This is a genomic window from Chryseobacterium ureilyticum (genome assembly GCF_900156735.1).
Lineage (GTDB): Bacteria > Bacteroidota > Bacteroidia > Flavobacteriales > Weeksellaceae > Chryseobacterium > Chryseobacterium ureilyticum.
Genome location: NZ_FTOL01000001.1, coordinates 95,452 through 116,231 on the forward strand (window position 1 = coordinate 95,452; position 20,780 = coordinate 116,231).

Genomic DNA, 20,780 nt, shown 5'->3' on the forward strand with positions numbered 1-20,780 from the left:
TATATTTGAGTAGAGTTCAATGTGCTCTAGTCTAGCCTTTTACTCCTTTGATCCATTCCTGAAATTTTCCAACCTGTTCCATGAAAAAAGATTCGTGTTGTTCTTCTTTTTCTTCAGGACGGTCAACCAATATATGTTCAAAGTAAGTGTTTTTCAGAACTTTTCTTAAGATTCCTTCTCCAAGGAAAGGTTTATAATCATTAAGAGCTTGTGTCGCTTTTAATAGATGTCTGATGTCATACTGCAATGGATTAATATCCGGAACCTGTTTGTTGAGGTTAAGAAGATTGTAAACTGCTATTCTTGCGGTTCTTACTGAGCTTTCCATAGTGAAGACAACGTCATTATTGGTTTCTACGAACTGTCCTACCAATCCTAAATTGGTACATCCTTCAGGAACTACTCTCGGACGGTCACCTTTAGCTCTCGGCATAAACATAGACGTAATATATGGCATGAAAGCAGTACGTACAATTGTATTTTCTATAACATTATCAAGCTGATCTGCTAATCCAAGATGGTGACATAATTCTGCAAGAATTTCGTTTCCGGTACATGCAGGCATTGCTTTTTTGATATAATTTCCTTCTTTGTCCATTAATAAAGCATAAACCCATACTACAAGAATATCATCAGGCTGAGTAGGATAATGCGGTTGTCTGTTACAGGTAAAACTCATTACCCAGTTGGAATCTGTGATGGTAATAATACCTCCAGTGGCTGTTTTCCCAGAATACGGATCGTTTACACAGAGTTCTTTCAATTTTTCAGTAAAAGCAGATGGACGGCACGTTAATGTTGCAGATTCCCATGAAGATTTTTCAATGTGGCTACAGAATTTTTCAGGTTTTCCGAAGACTTCAGATTTTGCAGCCAGATTTTTCCATAGTTTCCAGCCGGCGCTTTGTCCTGCGTTGGAATTGTCGATAGTCACTTCAGGGACTGTATTATTATCTCCGTAGAAGGTACTTTCCGTCATGGAACCAGTGGTTACAATCACGTAATCTTCTTTTCCAATCGGAATTTTTACTTCTTTTCCGTTTTGTTCAGTGATAATTCCTTCAACGGTTTTTCCTTCAGTGTTGATATGAATATCCAGATCTTTTACCAAAGTATCAAACTGTATTTGTACTCCTTTTTCAACAAGGAAATTTTTCAATGGTGTTACAAAAGTATCATATTGATTGTATTTAGGGAATACAAGGCAAGAGAAATCTTTCATTCCGTCGATGGCATGCAGGAATCTGTGCATATAAAGTTTTAGTTCCAATAAACTGTGCCAGTTTTCGAAGGCAAACATAGAACGCCAGAAGAACCAGAAATTACTGTTAAGGAATGATTCTGCGAAATAATCTTCAATGGTAAGGTCATCAAGCTCTTCTTTTTTCTTCAACAGAAGTTTTACGATGGCAAGCTGATCTTTTTTCTCCAATCCGAATTTACTGAAGTCTTTGATCTGCCCTTGGTTATGAATCAATCTGGCTTTTGAATAATTCGGGTCATTGTCATTGATAAGACGGTATTCATCCAATACGCTGTATGGTGCAGGCAATTCCAATGCAGGAATATCCTGAAACATATCCCATAGATTTTCATAGGTCATATCCATCTCACGTCCACCTCTGATGATGTAACCATCTTTTGCGTTTCCGGCACCATCCAGAGAACCTCCTTCTACATTAAGCTGATCCAGAAAAATAATATTTTTACCGGGAACATGTCCATCTCGAATGAAATAATAAGCGGCAGACATTCCGGCAATTCCGCTTCCTACAATGTATATTTTACTGTTTTCGTAAGATTGTAAGGGAATACCTTTATTTCTCTGATAATTCCCGATCTGATCTGAAAAAGGCATTGTCTTTTCAGGGGTGTTAATCTGGACTTCTTTACTGGAATCCGGTTCGTGATTTACTTTTCCAAACTGCTCAGAAGCATTTAAAACTTTGTCGAATTTTGAATTGATCATACTCATTTTGTAATGTTTTTAATTAACATTATAAAGGTACCTCTATTCACAAAGTGATGCATATCCCGAATGTCAGAAAGAGTATCCCCAAATTCCTAAGACTGAATATTCTCGCTGATTCTATATTCTGATGGAGAAATTGAAGTATGTTTTTTGAAAAAACGTCCGAATGCTGATGCTGAATTAAACTGAAGCTCAAAGGCTATTTCTGAAATGGTTAGTTCTGGGTTTCCAAGCATCACATAAGCTTCTTTTAAAAGGGTCTCATCAATAACTTCATGAGGTGTTTTTCCACTGGCTTTTTTGATGATTTCTATGAGGTATTTGTTGGAAATACAAAGCTGGCTGGCATAAAACTGAACGGTTCTGTGTTGTCTGATATTATCACGAATCAGCTTACTGAATTTAAGATAAAGATCCTTTTTTCCGTCTTCTTTTTCAGAGCGGCTTTGTTTTTTTTTGTCAATGATCTCTGCTGTTTCAAGAAGGAGATTGAAAATGATGGTGCGCACAATTTCTTCTGTAAACTTTCCCTGTTTTCTGGATTTCTTTTTAAGATAGTCCAATAGATTCTGAAGTACTGCTGAATTTTTTTCTGCCGTCTTTATAATACTATATGATCCATTGGAGAAAAGATCCATTTTTTCAATGATGAAAGGATTGGAAATATTTTTGATCAGAAAATTTTTATCAAAAAATAACAGCTTCATCATGAAATCATCGCTGGTATTCAGAAATTTGACAATGGTGGAGGGTGCAGCTATGAGAAAGCTGTCTGCATTGATATTGTATTGATGGCGGTCTATTTCAATATTTATTTCTCCTGCTGTACAGATGCACAGAGCATAATAATCCATACGGAAAGGAGATTTTGGAAAGTCAAAAATGGGTTTTCCCGATGAAATATAATAAGATTGGTGACAATCAATACTGTAAAAAGATAGAGTGTCATGTAAATTTTCGTAGGTTACCATTTTTGTGATTCGGGCGAATTTTTATGTGTGTTCTATTAAAATTTAAGATTAAAAACCTTATTGTTACTGCAATTTACGAATTTTATAAAAGTATTTAGCTTTTATATATCAAAATAATTCATTTTCATAGGATACAGATGATCGTATATTTTTATTGATTTCATTTATAATAAAAACGTGTTTAAATAAGGGTTTAGGGCTATTTTTCTCTACCTTTGCATTTTTAAATTCCCCACCAAATATTATTGTGAAACTAATCAATTTATACACGAGTTCTTTCAAAGGACTCTCGCAGGAGAGTTGGATGCTGGCGTTGGTAATGCTCATCAACAGGGCAGGTTCTATGGTACTTCCTTTTTTGGGAGTTTATATGACGAATCATTTACATTTTAGTATTGAAAATTCCGGGATTGTGCTGAGCTTTTTCGGGATAGGATCGGTCATAGGGTCTTGGTTTGGCGGAATGGTCACGGATAAGATCGGAGAATATAAGGTTCAGAGCCTTAGTTTATTGTTGAGTGTGCCTTTATTCTGTATGATTCCTTTTTTTAAAACAGAGGCAGGATTGGCTGGAATTATTTTGATTCAGAGTATAGTGAGTGAGACTTTCCGTCCGGCAAACTCTGTGGCAATTACAAAATATGCAAAGCCTGAGAATATTACCAGAGCTTTTTCACTGAACAGAATGGCAGTAAACCTTGGCTTTTCTATAGGTCCTGCATTGGGAGGTATTTTGTCTGCTATTTCTTATGAATTCCTTTTTTACAGTAATGCGTTGGCGGCTTTTCTGGCTGGGCTGATGTACATCTGGTTTTTCAAAGGGCGTGCTAAACGAGCTAAGCTTGAAGCGAAAAAGGTAAAAGAAGCTATTGTTATTAAAAAAGAAAATTCTCCATACCAGGACAATAAGTTTTTAATTTTCTGTGTATTGTGTATGTTGTTTTCTATTTGTTTCTTCCAGCTATTCAGTACGCTGACAATCTTTTATAAGGATACGGCGCATCTGAGTCAGCAGAATATCGGATATATTTTAGGATATAGTGGTTTTTTGATCGTATTGCTTGAAATGGGTTTTGTACAGCTTGCTGAGAAGTATTTTACTCTTGCTTTTACGATGCTGATAGGGACTTTTCTTTGCGGTCTTTCCTATGCAATGTTAGCCTTTGATTATAGTATGATCATGCTGCTGGTTTCTATGACTCTTCTTTGTATTGGAGAGATCTGGACGCTTCCTTTTATGGCAACAATTACAGCTTTACGTTCCGGAGAAAATAATAAAGGAGCTTATATGGGACTGAACGGAATGTCTTTTTCCATTGCTTTTATCATTACGCCTTATATAGGAACCATGATTGCTGATAAACTGGGATTCAATATACTTTGGATTGGAACAGGAGTGCTTGCCATAGCTATTGCCATAGCTTTATATTTTGTGATTCCATGGATGCTTAAAGAAAAGAATAAAGTAGAAGAGGAAATGTAAAAAACGATTAAATATATAATTACATATACATAATAAACCCCAGCCATATACTTTTGGCTGGGGTTTTATTTGGGTAAAATGTTCCTATTTTGTTTCTATCTTATAACTTCAAGAGGAGCGCCTTCTTTCTTCCTGTGAAAAAATAGAATCAAGCTTATTCCTAATCCATTTTCATCTTTAACTTTTGGATCAAAGGTAAAGCCAGGAAGTTCTGTAGGGAGCTTAACGCTAGCAAGCTTTCCGTCTGCATAAAGAACCAATTGGTACAGATCTTTAGGTAAAGCTGTTAAGTTTTTAAACTTTGAATGGAAAACTTCGGGAGTGTTTTCCTGATATTCGGTGTAATAAGCTGTGGCAAATTCCTTTTCTCTTTCACCATATATTACATTGTATTCTTTGATGTCAGATGAGGTATACACGTTCAAAAGCTTTGACTTCCATTGAAGTATTTCAGCTAAAAGCTTTTTTTCGTCTTCTTTTTTTAAGTCAACTGAAGCTTTCCACCCTGTATTTTTATAAGGAACTGTTGCCGTAAAAGGACCTTTTTGAATAAAGAAAGGTAGTTCCGCTTTGTTTGGAATGTTTATCTCTTTTTTCTCTAATACTTCGATTCTTTCACTTCCTGATTCACTGATGGCATGAATTCCAATTTCCAGCTGGGCTTTCTCAAAAAGGGTATCATGTTCTTTATAGGGCAAAACTTTTACCTCAAAAGATTGAATTCCACTGTCCAGAATATATTGATTGATGGGCCAGTCAACCCAGATACTGCCGTTTTCTTCATAGTGAGAAAAAACCAAAACATCATTGATTGTTAATTCAACCAGGCAGTAAAAAGCTTTTATTTCAAAATTGTAGATAGGATTGTTCATGGTTTATATTTTTATTGCATTTGCTCTATATTCTTTCAGTTTTTCATCGTTGGTGGGATCCTCTTTGTCGAATATTTTATAAAGCTCAAATGTTTTTAAAGGTTGATCCGCCGGAAAACTTGTTGTTGTATTATTTTCTTGTACGGAACGTGTATTATTTCCAAACTTCTTATGCAGATAACCTTCTGACGTTTCTTTTTTGATCAGATATTTTTCTACTGCAGGGTGAAGCTTTTTAAAGTCAATATTATCGTAATCATTAATCTTAAGTTCCAACGAATTGTTTTCTGACGAAACTAACTTATTGTACCACGATAAGTCTTTGTATTTCTCTGTTTTTGCTGGTTGTTTTAAGAATATTGAATACTCGAAATTATGGTAAGTTCCGTCCAGCGGGATCATGTTCAGACAGTAAATAGCTTCCACATTATTCCATTCTATGATCTGTTTGTGCTCCATAACCGGAGAATTGATGATTAATTCTTTATCATTAAAATCCAGTCTTTCTTTATTTTTCTCTATCGTACTGGTCACCTGATGAGACGATGGAATTCCTTTATTAATAGAATAGAGGATGAAAAGAAGTAAAAGGCTCGTAAATGCAGATGCTGATATATAATAGATATTCATCCCGTTTTTTACCATGAAAACAGTGACTGCAATGGCAATTAAAAGGAAAATAACAATTAAAATATTAAAAATAATGATCGGGTTTATTTTCATTAGACAGTGTACTCTTTTTCTGATTCGTACCAGGCTTTATCCGGCTTTTCAATAATAGTGAAATCTTTTTTAAAACTTTCGTTGTATTTCATTCCGTTTTTGATGGAATAAACTACAATGGTTGCTTTTACTCCTGTGAATTCCAGTTTATGTTTGCTGTATTGTCCTTTTGAATCAGCATTTACTTCATAGGTATATAACATCGATGAGGCACCCGAAGCTTCTCCTTTCCATTTTTCTACCTTTACTTTTTGTGGTGAACCATCTGCTTCCGGTACAACTATGGTAACAAATTCGGTACTTTTTACTCCTCCTTTGATTCCTACTCCTGCTTCGATTTGTAGTTTTCTAGGTCCCGGAGCAAATCCTTCTACTTTATTGTAAGTAAGGGAAAGCTCAGCTCTTGCTTCTAATGAAACCTCGAAAATGATATAAATCGTAAACTTGTACTTGGCTTCCAATGTATCTTTGATCCAAGATGCAATTTTACCGCCTACACCCATGTATTGTAAAAGGCTGAGAAGATCTACTCCAATTTTTATTTTGGTAATAGGCTTTAAGGCAAGTGCTCCGGTGAACTGAGGAACTACCTGCAAGGTTCTTTCGACTTTCTTGTTGGTTATTCTTAAGGCTAAGGCAACATTGGGTGGTTCAATATCAAAGGTAACTTTTGGCAGTACTTTTCTGTCGTAAGCAAGCGAAGTAGATTCTTTTCCTCTACCGTCGAATACGGACAAAACTTCATTCACAGTGTGGTAGAAACCTATTAATTTCTTAATCTGATTTCTGGTGTGTGCCAGTTCAATGGATGATTCTACATTATCTACTTTTACTTTAGCCTGAAGCCCGAAGCCTAAACCTCCTTTTGCATTGTACAGAATCTCAGTTTCATTTCTGATCAATTGCATGCTTTGCTTTTTGTTATAATCCGTTAGTTTTTCCCTTGTTGAGAACTTCTGATTGACTTCTGCTCCAAAAGAAGGAAATAATGTAAGTACAAACGTTACTTCTCTTTCTATATTGGGATAGACATTGATCGTAAGTGGATTATTAGGCTGTGCACATGTTTTTGTAACAATTCTATATGTATTGGCAGCGTCCGGGGTAACGAAGAATAAACCTGGGTTGGTTCTAAGAAGATAGGTATTTGCTCTAGCCTGAATGGGTAATGTATATTTATCACCACTCACCACCTGAGTTTTCTGTTTCTGTCCATTGATGTAAATTTCAATCTCTTTTTTATGATTGGGTTGAGTAAAACAACCTTTGTGGGTTATTTTTTCAAAAGTAAGATCAATGGTAGTACCAGCCTCATGTTTTGCTAATGTTTCATAAGTCGTGATATTTTTTTTCTGCAAAGGATCGTATACGACAATATCGAACGGCTTTTTATTGCTGTCCTTATCCCCGATGATGACTTTATCATATCTACAGGGTTCATGTCTTTTGAAGCTGATCTCAGGTTTATCAACCTTGGTAGGCGTATGGTTGGTAGGTGGTTCCGAATTTCTGCTGACAATATTATTCTTAATTCTCAGGTAACGGGCATGCAGCCTGTCTTTACCATCACTGATGTATTTTCCGGAAGCATCTTTTACTTTTACATAAAATTCTTCAGTAGGGTTGGGCTTTTTTATTTTGCCATACCATTGATAGGTATTTCCCATTTTCAGATTTACTTCACCGTCTATGACCTGTACATGGGTGAATGCTGTCATGTATTGATCGTCTTTGGACCCTCCACCTCCGGGAACTCTTCGGTAGACTTCTACGGTTACCTGGTCACCGTTCATTCCTTCGGTTTCAAGACCTAAATAAATAAGATGCCCATAAGAAAACTGTGATTTCCTCAGATCTTCTCCATCCGGTTTTGCACACCATTTACTGGTAACCACTTTTTTGGTTGTGGTACCATAAACATATAAGCCCGTATCTTTTAAAGGGTCTTTTTTGCCGGAAAAACTGGCTTCTACATAATAACGATATGAACCAGCCAGTTTTGGTGGTATTTTGATGACATAGCTGTCTTTTGATTCCAGCTGACGAGTATCTAACTGCTTTTTTTTATCCTGTGAAAAACAAAGCCAGGTTAATTTTTTACTTTTATCAAGTTCTGTTGTACCGTCATGCCATTGGTCTACGATTAGATATACGCTGGTCCCAATTACCTGTTGCTGTTTTATACTTTTTATCCCTTTTGCCATGGCTTTCTGTTATTGGTTACCAAATTCTAATCCGTTGTTCTCAGGTTGTTTTTTGTACATTTCCTCTGGGCTTACCAAAGGATTGATTTGTTTCTGTACATCCTTATCGGAATTCTTAAAGCTTTGTTGGCTGGCTTCAGCTCTTTGTCCGTGATCAATAATTTCAATGCATGGAGTACCGGCTATTGCACAGACCGCTTTACTGTTTTCTAAAATGATAAATCCACCATTACTCAACTGAACTTTGTCGTAAAAGTTCTGCCATTCTGTGACCATGATTTTGCAGGGCGGGGGAGGACTGCCCATTTTTGTACAGTTCCCGAAAGTATTTTTTTCAAAGGTTGCCCCACCGATTTCTTTGGTAGTAACAATCAGTTTTTTGGAAGCATTTTTATCATTGGCATACTCTTTTTGGTGCGTAAGTACCTTGAGTTTGTCCGGAGCTTGTCCAAACTGGCATTTGCAAAGAGCACCCTGTACTACGATGTGTTTTTCTGCCATATTATTATTTGTTTTTGGTGTTTGGTTTAATAATGTTTTTGGTTATTTCAAAGATATTTTATAAAGCTGCTCAGCATCAGTGAAATAGCCTTTGTTTTTTATTTTTGTGGGTATTGTATGTAAGCTTGGGTGATTACCTCTTATCATTTTACATTTTCCTTTTTCATTACTAAAAATTACATCCAGATAATAATATCCTGCTTCAGCCATGAAAGGTAAGGAAGGGATATAATGATTTCCACCGCCTAATGATACCCAGTCTTTACTTTTAAGTGCATAATCATATTCTTTAAAAAAGCTATCCTTATGGGGATAGTTTTTGAAAAACTGAAAGTTCCTTCTGAATTTTGGAGCCATTTGTTTGGAAACAGGCTTCATCAGAGGATCTATAAATTTCTCTAAAGAATAAGGTGCATCAATCAGTAAAAACTCATCCTGCTCTGTCTTTACATAAAAGTCTTTTTTTCTCAGACTTCTCGTGAATGGGATTTTATCCTTTGGTAAATGATATTTTAAAGCAAAATAATTGATGAATAATGAATCTGCTAACTGGCTTATTTCATATTCTGATTTTTTAGTGAAAATTTTACTTAAGCTATCATTCATTTTTTGATATTTCCCTGCTTCATTAATTGTTTTTATATTTTGTTTTTGTAAAGTAATATCGTTTAATGCTTCATATTCTCCGTCTTTGTTTTCTATAATGAAAATCCCGTTTCCATAGGCGAATACTTTACTTTTAATAGTTTTACTTTTCCCCGATGTAGCAGAATAAATACTGATACTATCGATATGTTTACAAACCAATACCGAATCATTAAATAATATTTCATTTACATTGTTCAGTACGGGTTCTATCACTATTTTAGGATTTGTAGTGGCAGGAAATTCCGGAATGTCCGGATGTTTATCCTGTCCTTTTTTCTCTTTGCAATTCAGTAACAGAAGCAAAAGCAATACCCATAAAAAATGTTTATTCTCTATACAATTGATTTTCATTTTATGTGCTTCCTTCTGTTATGATAAAATTTATTTTCTGTCTTCGTCTGTAAACCTCCAAATTTCAATAGATAATACGCCGTCTATTTTTCCTACTTTATCTTTTATTGTTTTTCCATCATTATTATACCTTCGGATATCAATCAGACAGTTATCATAGCTCAGCCATATTTTTCTTCCCCATCCTTTAGAATCTCCCGGAGGGTCATAGCTGCTTCCTTCAATGTGTAGATCTTTGACCATTTTGTTATAGTCTGTATATCCTATTTTTGCAAAGTCTGCTGTATTTCCATCATAAGAGAAAGTTCCTTTGAATTCTGTTTTTGGCTGACGTTCCAGCATTACCTGGTAGTTTTCAACATCTGTTTTATCGTCAGTTAAAATATAATCATCACTTTCAGGCATCGGAGGTCCCGGAATTCTTAATTTGTATTCAGTTTCTCTTTTAGTAAAAGCAATTGGATAGAGGTTGATCTGTCCTACAGTGTTATCGTGAACAGCCACGTTAAATCCAAGCTTTTCCCATACATAAAAGATTTGCTCCTGACCAGATACTTTTTCCTCTTTAAAGTTTTCGTATTTACCTACTTTCTGAACAAGTTCTTCAATTGAATTGTATTCCTTCTCAAGAGATTCATCATTAATATTTACATTATAATATTTTATTTTACCACTCTCGTTTACATAGGCTTCTCCACCATCTTTCCAAGTCCATATTTTATCTTTTCGTCCTGGTATAGAATATTTTGCAACACGATATTCTGAGTTTACAATCTTTGCAAATTCTTCAATAGGCATTCCCAGATGGATTTTCTTGTCATTATAAAAAATTTCTTTTTTATCTATTTGAAAACTATTGGTATTCTTGCTTGCTTTTTCCTGACAGCTGATCGTTTGTGTCATGATAATGATAAGTAATATTAGATTATTTATTTTTTTCAACATATCCTTTTTCTTTCTCAGCTTTTCGTATTCAGAATGTCCAGGTGTTTATCTTGTTTTATTTCCTATTTATAATTTCTGTTAGGTTAAAAAAATTATTTTCTGCCTTCGTCTGTAGTATGTTGCCATATTGAAATATCTCCTACAGTATCATATTTTCCTATTTTCTTTACAGAGAGTTTTCCAGATTCTTCAGCATTTGAGTATCTGTTGATTGTAATATATAAATCATAGCTTTCCCTGATTTCTCTTGACCATTTTTCTGAGTCTCCAGCCGGATCAAAATCACTACCAGATATTTTTAATCCTGAAACCACATTGTTCCAATCAGTATTGCCTATTTTACTAAAATCAATAGTGTTTCCATTATAGCTGAATTTTCCTTTAAATTCCTGTTTAGGCATTCTGTCAAATATAGCTTTATCATTTTTTCTGTCCTCTAACATTTCTTGTGTAAGTTGAGCATTTCCTGCTCCGTCATAAAAGGTCTTTCCTGTTGCCAGATCAAGATCCATTGTTTTTAATACATGTAAAGGATATAAGTTGACGGTACTGATAACCCCATTTGCTTCTGCCGCATTTATTCCCAGTTTGTCCCATACATAAAATGTACTGGTACGAGCTGAGGATTTATCTATAGAAATACTGTCATATTTTCCATACATTTTAATGACATCATTAATATTGGAGAATTCTTTATATTCACCATTATAATCTTCTACAGGTTTACCTGTTTCTTCATCAATTCGCATTTTTGCGAGAATGATTATTTCTTGCCCACTCTCATTGGTACTTGTGCTTGCTTTAAACATTTTTTTAGTCCAGAACCAATCGGAGTGTTCTCCACCACCAGTAGAATATTCGACTTTTCTATCATACTTTCCAAACGCATCTACGAATTGATCAACAGGAATTCCCAAAGCAATATTTTTTTGATTATAATACAGCTTTTTATCTTTTATATAGAAACCATCTTCCATGCCTTGTATGTTTTTATCCTGGCAACTCACTAATTGTGTCATGATGAATAATAGAAATATTAATTTGTATTTAAGTTTATTGTCCATGTCCGCTTTCTTTTAATACTTCCTGATAGCTTTCTTCAGCTGTTTTTAATTTTAACTCAGGTAAGTCTTTTTGTTTTTCCCAAAGGCTTTTTAATTTATTCCAGCCTCTATGCCATTGATCAGGAAGTCCTGCCATAGCAGATTGAAATTCTTTTTGTTGGTCTGAACTTGTATTAAATTCACTAATAATTTTAATTTGATGATGCAATTCTGCAAGTTCTTGATACCCATGTTTTATTCCCCAAAGAACAACACTTGCTTCACGGGCAAGCGTGACTGAGCGGGGATGATCATAACACCAGTCTATAACAGCCTTATCCATCCAGTCAGTATACATAGGATGAGTGAAAATTTCTTCTCTTCCTATTTTTTTGATCTGTGTATTCCAGTCTTTACTTCCTGCAAATAGCTTTCCTAGTTTTTCCACTCTGTTTTCAGCTAATTTTACTGCCAGATGATGTAATGGCTGCAGACCATTATCTTTAGCAAGCTGAGTATGTGTAGGTCCGTAAGAATTTACTTTCCAGTTCCCTTGCTCAAGTAAAGTGAGTTCATTTTCAAGATAAGTTTGATAATCATCTATCATATTAATGGCAGTTAAGGCTAAAAAATGATAGAAACTATTCTGGATAACTTTTATATATTGGGTTATAAAGTCAAATATACCAAATGCATTTGTAATATCTTTAAAGGAATAACCTAATACACGTTCTTCCACCATAAAATCTCTGAATTTCAGATATTTTAAGAAGGTTTCAGAGTAAAGATTGTCATCAGTTCCTTTATACGTTTCGTTTTTTTGTTTAGTATCTGAGGTTTGAGCTTTAGAAATATCTTTCAATAGTTCGTAGATCAAAGCATCATTAAATGTTCTTTCCCCTGCTTTCAAATCCTCTTGTTTTTCAACTTTGATGGAAAAGATCTTATTATTCACTTTGGGTGCTATACTGGCAATTGTATCCAAAGGTCCAAAACTTCCTGTTTGCACTATAGGACATGCAGCGTGAGAATAATAATATCCTCTATTTTGAGCATGTTTAAGATAGCTGTATGATTCATCTTTATAAAGACTTTGATAATAATCGGCAGGATATATTGTGTTGTGGGCTTTTGTAAAGTTCTTTACAGCTTGGGGCTGCAATTCTGTATTGGTAATTGTATAAAATTTGAACCTTTCTTTTTCTAAAATCGAATGAATAGCATGGGTATTAGATTTAGCACCACTGTCTGATGTATGGCTTTTTAATGTTCCTTTTACACAGCTGGCTTTTAAATTATCCCAAGGAAAAACTTCCGGGTCATATACTTTCATCACGGCAATTTCACAAAAATTGCTGTGTGCATAATAATCTTCAACAATGTGGAGTGCCGCACCAAAATTTATTCTTCCCTCTACCGTATTAGGATTGGACTTATCAATAAATTTATTAAAACACTCAAAAGCACTTTCAAATGGGATAGAACTGTTACCTCTGATATAATTTTTTGTTCCAAACTGTACATTAGGTTCCCACTGTTGATCTACAGGATCTTTTACAAAATCCGGATCCAGTTTATGATTAAAATCGGGTGGTGGGCAAGGTTTGTTTGTCCCTTTTTCTTTGTTCTTCTTTTTTATAGCGTCACAAATTAACTTAGGATGAAGAGCAGCAGGGTTGTCTATATGTTCCTGAGGTTTGTAAACTCCTAGTAATTCAGGAGTTATTTTAGCATATTTACTTCTGAAGTCCTGAATATATTTCATATAATTTTCAGGCTTTCCCTCTTCATTTTTAGCTTCTTTTTCTAATTCTCCAAATTCTTTTAGCCCAAGGAATTCTACCAGAGTGGTAATAGCTTCTCTACTTAATTTCACAGGAGAAAATGCAGAAGGTTCCCATATAATTTTTGCTTCCGTCATTTTAAATTCAAAGCCTACCGGAAGGTCATAAGTTCTCAGATCATTTTTTGTAACTCTGTTTTCTTCCAGTAATTTTTCTAAATCATCTAATAATTTTGAGTTTTCCTCCTTATTCTGATGTTTATCTTTATATTCTTTACTGAGTATATCCAGAGCATTAGCCATGGGGCGTACAATCATAGGATCTACAAACTGTGAAAAGTCTCTGAGCCAGTTACCAAAGTAAATCTGTTTTCTTTCTACATTTTTATCACTTTTATATCTTTCAATCTTACTTAATGCATTCTTTTCAATGGCTTCATGTCCCAGCCCATGAAGATCATCTCCCATACCAGCTCCGAAAAACTCAAAACCAGCAAAATAATGATCATCATATTCAGTACGGTTGTCAACGTATTCTTTTAATTGTGTATGCAGGTCCGCAAAATCCCAGATCAGTTTTTTTTCTGTTCCTTTAACATTGGCAGTAGCGTAATGCTGTTCTTTTTGCTCAAAAGGATCTATAAAAAACTTTTTATATTTCGTATTTATGCTTGAAGAAAATTTAGCTCCTTCGTCTCCTTCAGCATCTCCTTTTTGTGACGAATATTCAAATCTTAACAGATAATCCAGATGGTGCCCGAATTCTTCTACTAAAGCAAGCATCAGTAATTTATGATGACCATTACTTTTTATTGCATTATCTATAAAACCTTGTGATACAAGAATATGATTGAAGTACTTTTTATTTTCACCTGTATAATAAGAAGCTCCTATGCCGTCCAGTTCTTTGATAACTGTGATTTTCGGATTGATGGACTGCTTTTTATCACTGGCGTTTTTATATAACTTTTCGTAAGCTTCCAAAGGTATATCATTACCAAAGATGTCAGCCATCCAAAAACAGAACATAGCCATACTATCTTTCTTGGCAAAAGAAAAAAGCTGTTCCAGAGCAAATGTACTTTCCAAAGTATAGTCACTCTCTTCAATTTTTAATTCTTTAGGAGAGTAGGATTGGTGCTTTACCCCTCCATCTTTACCATGTTGTTCAACCTTCTTATTGCTATTAAGGCTAAGGTTTTCTTTAAATGACTCAATATTGATTTTATCTGAAACTTCATTAATATTTTCAGCTTGTATAATATAGTCCTTATTAACGGCTACCTTGATGTTTTTTGCCTGTTTTACAATTGCCATGGCTAGAAGAGTTTAGCTTTGTCTGCACTGTTGTTCTCAATGATCTTTGCACTTTGCAGCGTCATATTCTCCTTATCACTGAACATGGAGATCTTACCAGCCAATGACTGTGACGTTTCCGATTGTCTGTGAATACCTTTTTCAGCCATTTCCTGTCTGTTATCAGAAGTTTCTCTGATATCTCCCGCTGCATTTTGAATAATATCTGTTCCGGCAATAGAAGTGATGTTTACATTGGCAGAGTTTGATATATTTTCTCCTGCATTTAATGTGAAATTCTTACCGGCTATCATATCTATATTTTCACCAGCTTTAAAATACATATTTTTAGGCGCGGTTACGGTAATATTTCCTTTACCGTCCATCAAATAAGTATTTCCGCTTGGATCCTCTATGAAAATACTGCCCTCCTTATCATTAAAGATTACTTTATTTCCACTTCTTGTCTGAATAGATTTTATGTGATTGTTTACCCCACCACCAAGAGCTACCTGCCCATGGAACATTCCTCCCATTGCGAAAGGAAAATCCGGATGATGATATTCAAAACCTACCATAACCTGATCTCCTACTTCCGGAATAGCTACAAAACCTCTGTTTTGAGTAATAGCATCCGTTCCTCCAGCATCAGGACTCATCATTCTGATAAAATGAGTAGTGTCTGGATTTCTCTGCCAATCAAACCTTACCTGTATTCTTCCTTGATTAAGCGGATCGGTATTAGAAATCACAGTAGCAACCTGAGGTTCAGCATTCGGAATGATGAAATCCGGCTTAGGCATGAAACCTGTTCCTTCTGCAATTGCTTCAAAACTTCCTTTATAATATCCTCGGGCATCTACCTCATGGGAAGTTTCAGTAATAGTAACTTTTGTAAAATAAGCGGTTTCATTACTGTCTGGTTTACGCATTTGAATATCAGCTGTACAACCAGGGTATAGAAAAGGAACCGTTGTATTTCCGGAAACGGTAAATACTTCTACAGCTGCACTTCCCGCCGCACTCTTCTGAGAATCATCCACATCCATGAACATATTAGCGTTTACAGGAGCAGGAGAAAGTGATCGTGCCTTGAAAATGTTGCTGTTAAGCTCGTAAGCTTTAGCAGGAACTTCCCCAAGATGTCTGATACTGCTTTCTGATCCTGTCATTTTTGAATGTTCGCTGCTGTTATATCCGAAAAATTCAGGTTTTGTATGTACAGCTTTTAATTCTATCTGTACATCCGTAGCGTTGCTTCCGTAAATAAGACGTACCGGCTTTTCAGGAGTTGGAAGTTTTCCAAAATGAAGAACTTCTCCGTCATAATAAAACTGTTCCCCATATGCCTCAGCAGTTCGTGCCAGATAGTTGTAATGGGTTTCGTTGTATTGTGAGCTGTAGTTGATGTAACTTTTATTCTGAGTATCTACCCTGAAATCAAATTTTTCAGAGCCGAGTGTTTCTTTAATGATTTTATCTGCAATAATTCCTGTATTTACAGACTGGCTTCCACCGAAACTCTGCGTATGAGGAGCGGAATCCATAAGAATAGTAGGGCTGTGACCTTTCAATACAATATTTCCAAGGCTCATTCTTTCCTGACTGAAAGCAGCTTTGGTAATCACCCCTACAAAGGTTCTTTCCGGGCTTTCATTTTCATAATCCTTATATTTAAAAACAACTGTTATTCGCTTACCCAGAAACAAACGGGCTTCTTCAAGATTATGATTTTGAGCTTGTCCTAAAGTATCATGAGCCAGCGTAAGCTCAAATTGATGGTGACGTCTCGCACTTTGCTGCAAACGAAAGTGTTTGAAGTGTTTGATGGTCTTTCCTTCAATGATGATATCCAGCTTTACCACACGGTTGATCCCCGGAATATGGTTTCCTGAAATCTTATCAGCGTTATCAGGTGCTTTATAACGATTCGGTTGAAATGAAAAATTACCCTCCATGATTAATATTGTGTTTTTGTTAGTTTGTTTTGCAGATTATCGGTGAAATAATTTTTTCTCTGTAAAGTATTGATGTAATAATCTGCTGATTCTCATTGTATATCATTTCAAATTGTTTGAATTTGTAATGATAATCAAACTGACAAGACAGAATCCTTTTTTGAATTCTGCCCTGTTAGTTCTAATATTTTAAGTGATTTTCTTAAGATTAAGACGGCCACGCACCGAAATAAGAAGAATTACCAAGGTCAATTTGTTCTGCACTTACTACAAAACTGATATACATGCTGTTCTCATCCACTGCATCGAAGTCTACTTCATGCTGGATTACGTAACCGTTGTTCCACTTTAATGTTGTTAAAGTACCTTCTTCGTGAGATTTGTTGAAGGTAATTTCTCCTACTGTAGGCTTGTACTTCCCGTTCAGTAAGCTTTCAAGAATGTCAGATTTATCAGTAGCTTCTACTGTAATTTTGATCAATGCATTAGAAGGGTCAGATGCTACACGTCCAGAAACGTCTGTAGATCTTGAAACGCTGTAATTAAGCTTTAATAATTTTTGCCCTTCACCGTTGTTGAATTTTAAAATTCCTCTTGAATTTCTTTCTGCCATGATTAATAGTTTTTAATTAATATTATGTAATTTGATCTATATGTCACCAAAAATAGAGGTATTTATAATATGATTAAAAGAAATTTGAGAAAATTTGAAAAAGTGTAGTAGTTCTTCTACTAACAAGTGTTAGGCTTTTGTCTATGTGTTTGTTTGTTAGTGGCTTGTAGTCGTGGTTTCTTGATGTTTTAAGAAATTTTAGAAAGAATAGAGTTGATAATCATATTCGCATGAACTCTTGAATTCTCAATGAACCAAAGATGAGTATCTTTCCCCCCGCAGACCACTCCGGCAAGATAAAGATCCGGAACATTTGTTTCCATAGTTTCAAAATTATACTGTGGATTCAGGTAATCTCCATTCAGTTCTATTCCTGAATTTCTCAGAAAATCAAAATCCGGAAGATAGCCTGTCATTGCCAATACAAAATCATTTTCAATCTCATGAGCCTGCTGATTTTCATCTTTAAAAACTACAGAGTTTTCCTTTATTTCTATGATTTCTGCATTAAAATGAGCTTTAATACTTCCTTCTGCAATTCTGTTCTCAATATCAGGTTTTACCCAATATTTTACACTCTTTGAAATTTCGGAATGACGAATGATCATGGTAACTTCGGCGCCTTTTCTATAAGTTTCAAGGGCTGCATCCACCGCTGAGTTGCTTGATCCTACTACCACAACCTTTTGTCTTGCATATGGATAAGGCTCAGTGTAGTAGTGTTTTACTTTTGGAAGATTTTCTCCAGGAATATTCATGAGGTTAGGTATGTCATAGAAACCTGTAGCAATCACCACATTTTTTGCCAGATAATTTCCTTTTGTTGTTCCAATCTGAAATATTCCGTTTTCTTTGGAGACTTTTAAAACTTTTTCATAAAGATGAATATTGAGATTTTTCTGTCTTGCAATCCCTTGGTAATATTCCAAAGCATCCTGTCTGCCTGGTTTGGGAGCTGTAGAAATGAAAGGAACGTTATCAATTTCAAGCTTTTCAGCTGTGGAAAAGAAACGCATATATAAAGGATAATGATATAAGGAATTTACTATGGTTCCTTTTTCAATAATTAAATAATTCAGATTGTTTTTCTGAGCTTCAATAGCACAGTTTAAGCCAATAGGTCCTGCTCCAATAATAAGAATATCCAAAATTTCCATCTAACAAAGGTACGATGTAATTGGGAAAAGGAGTGAATGAATCATTTAAATCTAAAATATCTATATTTTAATACTGTAAAACATAAACGATGTATCTTGTGGCTATATAAGCTGTGGCATTAGTTTTGGTGTTTTTTAAGCTATTACAAAATTATAAATTATGAAAAGATTACTTATTTCAATGCTTGTATTGGGTCTGGTGGTTGCCTGTAAGAAAGAACCCGGAAAACCTGTTCCGAATGAAATTGATACAATTGCCAGAATAAATCCGGACAGTGCAAAAGTCGTGAAGAATGATACTTTGAAATTTGCAGGTTTGAAGAAAACAAATGATGAGGTTTTGCAGACGTTGAAAGCTAAAGATTATAAAACTTTTGCAACATTTATCCATCCTCAAAAAGGAATTAGTTTTTCAATGTATGCTTTTGTAGATCCAAAAGGAGATAAACATTTCTCTAAAGAAGATTTTGAAAAGTATTTACCTACCAAAACACTGTTTACATGGGGTGCAAAAGATGGTTCGGGAGATCCGTATAAAGCTACGATCAATAATTATCTTGACAAATGGGTTTTCTCCAAAGATTTTACAATATCTCAATATTCTCTTAACAAGTTTATTGGTGGGGGAAATTCATTGAATAATTTGAAAGAAATCTATCCGAAAGCGGATTTTACAGAGAACTATAGTAAAGGTACAGAAAAGAACAGTGAAATGGACTGGAAGACGGTGCGTTTTGTTTTTGAAGAATTTCAGGGGAAATATTACCTGATTGCTGTTGTGAATGACCAGTGGACAATTTAAAAGTTAGAAGCTGGATGTAGGAAGCTGGAAGAAGTTTTTAGTTATAAAAGGTAAAAGTGATTTTCAATTATATTCTGAAGGTGAAAATGACAATTGTTTTTCCATATTTTATAACTTCCTTCTTCCAGCTTCTAACTTCCTTTCTTTATAAAATTTCGCTGAGTTGCTTGGTAAGATTTTTTCGTGAAAACTGTTCAATGTGTTGAGTGTTTTCAGATAGTTGACCGTTTTTCCAGAGATCGAATTTCTCAAGGATGAATTTTTTTACAGTTTCAGAATCACTGTAGCTGAAATGTTTTCCGGACTGAGTTTCATTCAATATTTTTGAAACATCAGCCTGATCAGGACCAAATGATAAAATCTGTTTTCCTGAAGCCAGATATTCGAATATTTTTCCTGGAATAATTCCTTTTGAGGATTCATTCGGGAAATTGGTGATCAGTAATATTTCTGAGGTCTGCATTTCTTCCACAGCTTTACCATGGGCAAGATATCCAAGGTTCAGGATATGATTTTTTAAACTTGAACTTTCGATAAAGTTTAAGATCTTATCATCAATTCTTCCGACAAATTTTAAGCTGAAATATTTTGCGAAATCAATATTCTCTTTTACCAATTCATCCAAAACTTTCCAAAGGTTTTCAGGGTTTCTGAGTTGTTCCAAAACACCGATATAGCTTAGAGTAAACTTATCCTTCAATATGTTTTCAGTTTGTATTTTTGGTTTGTCGGAGTCACTTTCATCAAATCCATTGGTAATGCATACTGAATTAGCTCCTGCTTTACGGAAATTTTCAGCATCCGTATAACTTGTAGCAAGTGTAATGTCTGCATTTTTGAATACTGCACTTTCCAGTTGGCGGTGTTTTTTATCAGAGCTTTTGGTTAATTTTAAGTGCTTGTAATAGGAAATTTCAGTCCATGGATCACGAAAGTCAGCAATCCACTTAAGATTGGGGAATTTATCTTTTAATCCTAATCCAATCAGGTGAAGAGAGTGGGGCGGACCTGAAGTTACAATCGTATCAATATTATTTTCTTGTATGTATTTCTCAAGAAACTGAATGGAAGGTTTTACCCAGAAAACTCTTGCATCAGGAATGAAAAAGTTTCCTCTTACCCAAATAGATAATTTAGATTTCCAGCTTTGATTTTTACCAACATCAAATTGTCCTGCCTTAAATTTTTTATTGCTTTTATTAAGCTTTTCAGCCAGCTGATAAGGTTCCCATATTTTAGTTCTTACGATTTCAATATCTTCAGGAACGTCCTTCATTAGGGTCTCATCCAGTAATGGATAACTTGGATTTTCAGGAGTGTAAATGACCGGTTTCCAGCCGAATTCTGGCAGATATTTTGCAAACTTCAGCCATCTTTGAACACCAGGACCTCCCGCAGGAGGCCAGTAATAGGTGATGATCAATATTTTCTTTTGTTCCATTATTTATGAATCGTCTA

16 protein-coding genes are annotated in these 20,780 nt (G+C 35.0%); 2 read left to right on the forward strand and 14 right to left on the reverse strand.

The window, feature by feature from the left end; all coding sequences use genetic code 11:
* Positions 1 to 31 precede the first annotated feature (31 nt).
* Positions 32 to 1,975, reverse strand: a complete 1,944-nt coding sequence (locus BW983_RS00405; protein WP_076549043.1) for an oleate hydratase — start codon at positions 1,973 to 1,975, stop codon at positions 32 to 34.
* An 89-nt stretch (positions 1,976 to 2,064) separates the two neighbouring features.
* Positions 2,065 to 2,943: a helix-turn-helix domain-containing protein gene (locus BW983_RS00410; protein WP_076549044.1), complete on the reverse strand. Its 879-nt coding sequence runs from the start codon at positions 2,941 to 2,943 to the stop codon at positions 2,065 to 2,067.
* 304 nt (positions 2,944 to 3,247) lie between these two features.
* On the opposite strand from BW983_RS00410, the gene BW983_RS00415 reads away from it, so the two are divergent.
* Positions 3,248 to 4,426: an MFS transporter gene (locus BW983_RS00415; protein WP_084184249.1), complete on the forward strand. Its 1,179-nt coding sequence runs from the start codon at positions 3,248 to 3,250 to the stop codon at positions 4,424 to 4,426.
* A gap of 95 nt (positions 4,427 to 4,521) precedes the next feature.
* Here BW983_RS00415 and BW983_RS00420 read toward each other — a convergent pair whose 3' ends face one another.
* From BW983_RS00420 to BW983_RS00470, 11 genes are all read right to left on the reverse strand, one after another.
* Positions 4,522 to 5,298 (reverse strand): hypothetical protein, encoded by a 777-nt coding sequence (locus BW983_RS00420; RefSeq protein WP_076549046.1) that lies wholly within the window; start codon positions 5,296 to 5,298, stop codon positions 4,522 to 4,524.
* 3 nt (positions 5,299 to 5,301) lie between these two features.
* Positions 5,302 to 6,021, reverse strand: coding sequence for a hypothetical protein (locus BW983_RS00425; RefSeq protein WP_076549047.1), 720 nt, complete (start codon positions 6,019 to 6,021; stop codon positions 5,302 to 5,304).
* Positions 6,021 to 8,225 (reverse strand): hypothetical protein, encoded by a 2,205-nt coding sequence (locus tag BW983_RS00430; protein WP_076549048.1) that lies wholly within the window; start codon positions 8,223 to 8,225, stop codon positions 6,021 to 6,023. Before BW983_RS00430 ends, BW983_RS00425 begins: the two co-directional genes overlap by 1 nt.
* 9 nt (positions 8,226 to 8,234) lie before the next feature.
* Entirely contained in the window at positions 8,235 to 8,726 is a 492-nt protein-coding gene (locus BW983_RS00435; RefSeq protein WP_065392671.1) for a DUF4280 domain-containing protein, read from the reverse strand.
* 42 nt (positions 8,727 to 8,768) lie between these two features.
* Positions 8,769 to 9,725 (reverse strand): hypothetical protein, encoded by a 957-nt coding sequence (locus tag BW983_RS00440; RefSeq protein ID WP_076549050.1) that lies wholly within the window; start codon positions 9,723 to 9,725, stop codon positions 8,769 to 8,771.
* Positions 9,726 to 9,755: 30 nt separating this feature from the next.
* Positions 9,756 to 10,670, reverse strand: coding sequence for a DUF7738 domain-containing protein (locus BW983_RS00445; protein WP_076549051.1), 915 nt, complete (start codon positions 10,668 to 10,670; stop codon positions 9,756 to 9,758).
* A 92-nt stretch (positions 10,671 to 10,762) separates the two neighbouring features.
* Positions 10,763 to 11,734, reverse strand: coding sequence for a DUF7738 domain-containing protein (locus BW983_RS00450; RefSeq protein ID WP_139329195.1), 972 nt, complete (start codon positions 11,732 to 11,734; stop codon positions 10,763 to 10,765).
* Complete coding sequence (locus BW983_RS00455) at positions 11,724 to 14,813, reverse strand: HET-C-related protein (RefSeq protein ID WP_076549055.1); 3,090 nt, start codon at positions 14,811 to 14,813, stop codon at positions 11,724 to 11,726. Before BW983_RS00455 ends, BW983_RS00450 begins: the two co-directional genes overlap by 11 nt.
* 2 nt (positions 14,814 to 14,815) lie before the next feature.
* The gene (locus BW983_RS00460; RefSeq protein WP_076549056.1) at positions 14,816 to 16,750 is read right to left on the reverse strand and encodes a type VI secretion system Vgr family protein; all 1,935 of its coding nucleotides are present in this window, start codon (positions 16,748 to 16,750) and stop codon (positions 14,816 to 14,818) included.
* A gap of 208 nt (positions 16,751 to 16,958) precedes the next feature.
* Positions 16,959 to 17,363: a type VI secretion system tube protein TssD gene (tssD, locus tag BW983_RS00465; RefSeq protein ID WP_076549058.1), complete on the reverse strand. Its 405-nt coding sequence runs from the start codon at positions 17,361 to 17,363 to the stop codon at positions 16,959 to 16,961.
* Positions 17,364 to 17,551: 188 nt separating this feature from the next.
* Complete coding sequence (locus BW983_RS00470; protein ID WP_076549060.1) at positions 17,552 to 18,520, reverse strand: YpdA family putative bacillithiol disulfide reductase; 969 nt, start codon at positions 18,518 to 18,520, stop codon at positions 17,552 to 17,554.
* A gap of 160 nt (positions 18,521 to 18,680) precedes the next feature.
* Between BW983_RS00470 and BW983_RS00475 the strand changes: the two genes are divergently transcribed.
* Positions 18,681 to 19,322, forward strand: a complete 642-nt coding sequence (locus BW983_RS00475; protein WP_076549061.1) for a hypothetical protein — start codon at positions 18,681 to 18,683, stop codon at positions 19,320 to 19,322.
* 145 nt (positions 19,323 to 19,467) lie between these two features.
* On the opposite strand, the gene BW983_RS00480 is transcribed toward BW983_RS00475, so the two are convergent.
* On the reverse strand, positions 19,468 to 20,763 hold the full coding sequence (locus BW983_RS00480; protein ID WP_076549063.1) for a glycosyltransferase family protein: 1,296 nt from the start codon (positions 20,761 to 20,763) through the stop codon (positions 19,468 to 19,470).
* Between the last annotated feature and the right edge of the window lie 17 nt (positions 20,764 to 20,780).

Coding starts and splice junctions, on each gene's coding strand:
- tssD (WP_076549058.1), bottom strand. CDS start 17,363: ATGGCAGAAAGAAATTCAAGAGGAATTTTAAAATTCAACAACGGTGAA.
- BW983_RS00420 (WP_076549046.1), bottom strand. CDS start 5,298: ATGAACAATCCTATCTACAATTTTGAAATAAAAGCTTTTTACTGCCTG.
- BW983_RS00440 (WP_076549050.1), bottom strand. CDS start 9,725: ATGAAAATCAATTGTATAGAGAATAAACATTTTTTATGGGTATTGCTT.
- BW983_RS00455 (WP_076549055.1), bottom strand. CDS start 14,813: ATGGCAATTGTAAAACAGGCAAAAAACATCAAGGTAGCCGTTAATAAG.
- BW983_RS00425 (WP_076549047.1), bottom strand. CDS start 6,021: ATGAAAATAAACCCGATCATTATTTTTAATATTTTAATTGTTATTTTC.
- BW983_RS00405 (WP_076549043.1), bottom strand. CDS start 1,975: ATGAGTATGATCAATTCAAAATTCGACAAAGTTTTAAATGCTTCTGAG.
- BW983_RS00480 (WP_076549063.1), bottom strand. CDS start 20,763: ATGGAACAAAAGAAAATATTGATCATCACCTATTACTGGCCTCCTGCG.
- BW983_RS00410 (WP_076549044.1), bottom strand. CDS start 2,943: ATGGTAACCTACGAAAATTTACATGACACTCTATCTTTTTACAGTATT.
- BW983_RS00475 (WP_076549061.1), top strand. CDS start 18,681: ATGAAAAGATTACTTATTTCAATGCTTGTATTGGGTCTGGTGGTTGCC.
- BW983_RS00435 (WP_065392671.1), bottom strand. CDS start 8,726: ATGGCAGAAAAACACATCGTAGTACAGGGTGCTCTTTGCAAATGCCAG.
- BW983_RS00445 (WP_076549051.1), bottom strand. CDS start 10,670: ATGTTGAAAAAAATAAATAATCTAATATTACTTATCATTATCATGACA.
- BW983_RS00450 (WP_139329195.1), bottom strand. CDS start 11,734: ATGGACAATAAACTTAAATACAAATTAATATTTCTATTATTCATCATG.
- BW983_RS00470 (WP_076549060.1), bottom strand. CDS start 18,520: ATGGAAATTTTGGATATTCTTATTATTGGAGCAGGACCTATTGGCTTA.
- BW983_RS00430 (WP_076549048.1), bottom strand. CDS start 8,225: ATGGCAAAAGGGATAAAAAGTATAAAACAGCAACAGGTAATTGGGACC.
- BW983_RS00415 (WP_084184249.1), top strand. CDS start 3,248: ATGCTGGCGTTGGTAATGCTCATCAACAGGGCAGGTTCTATGGTACTT.
- BW983_RS00460 (WP_076549056.1), bottom strand. CDS start 16,750: ATGGAGGGTAATTTTTCATTTCAACCGAATCGTTATAAAGCACCTGAT.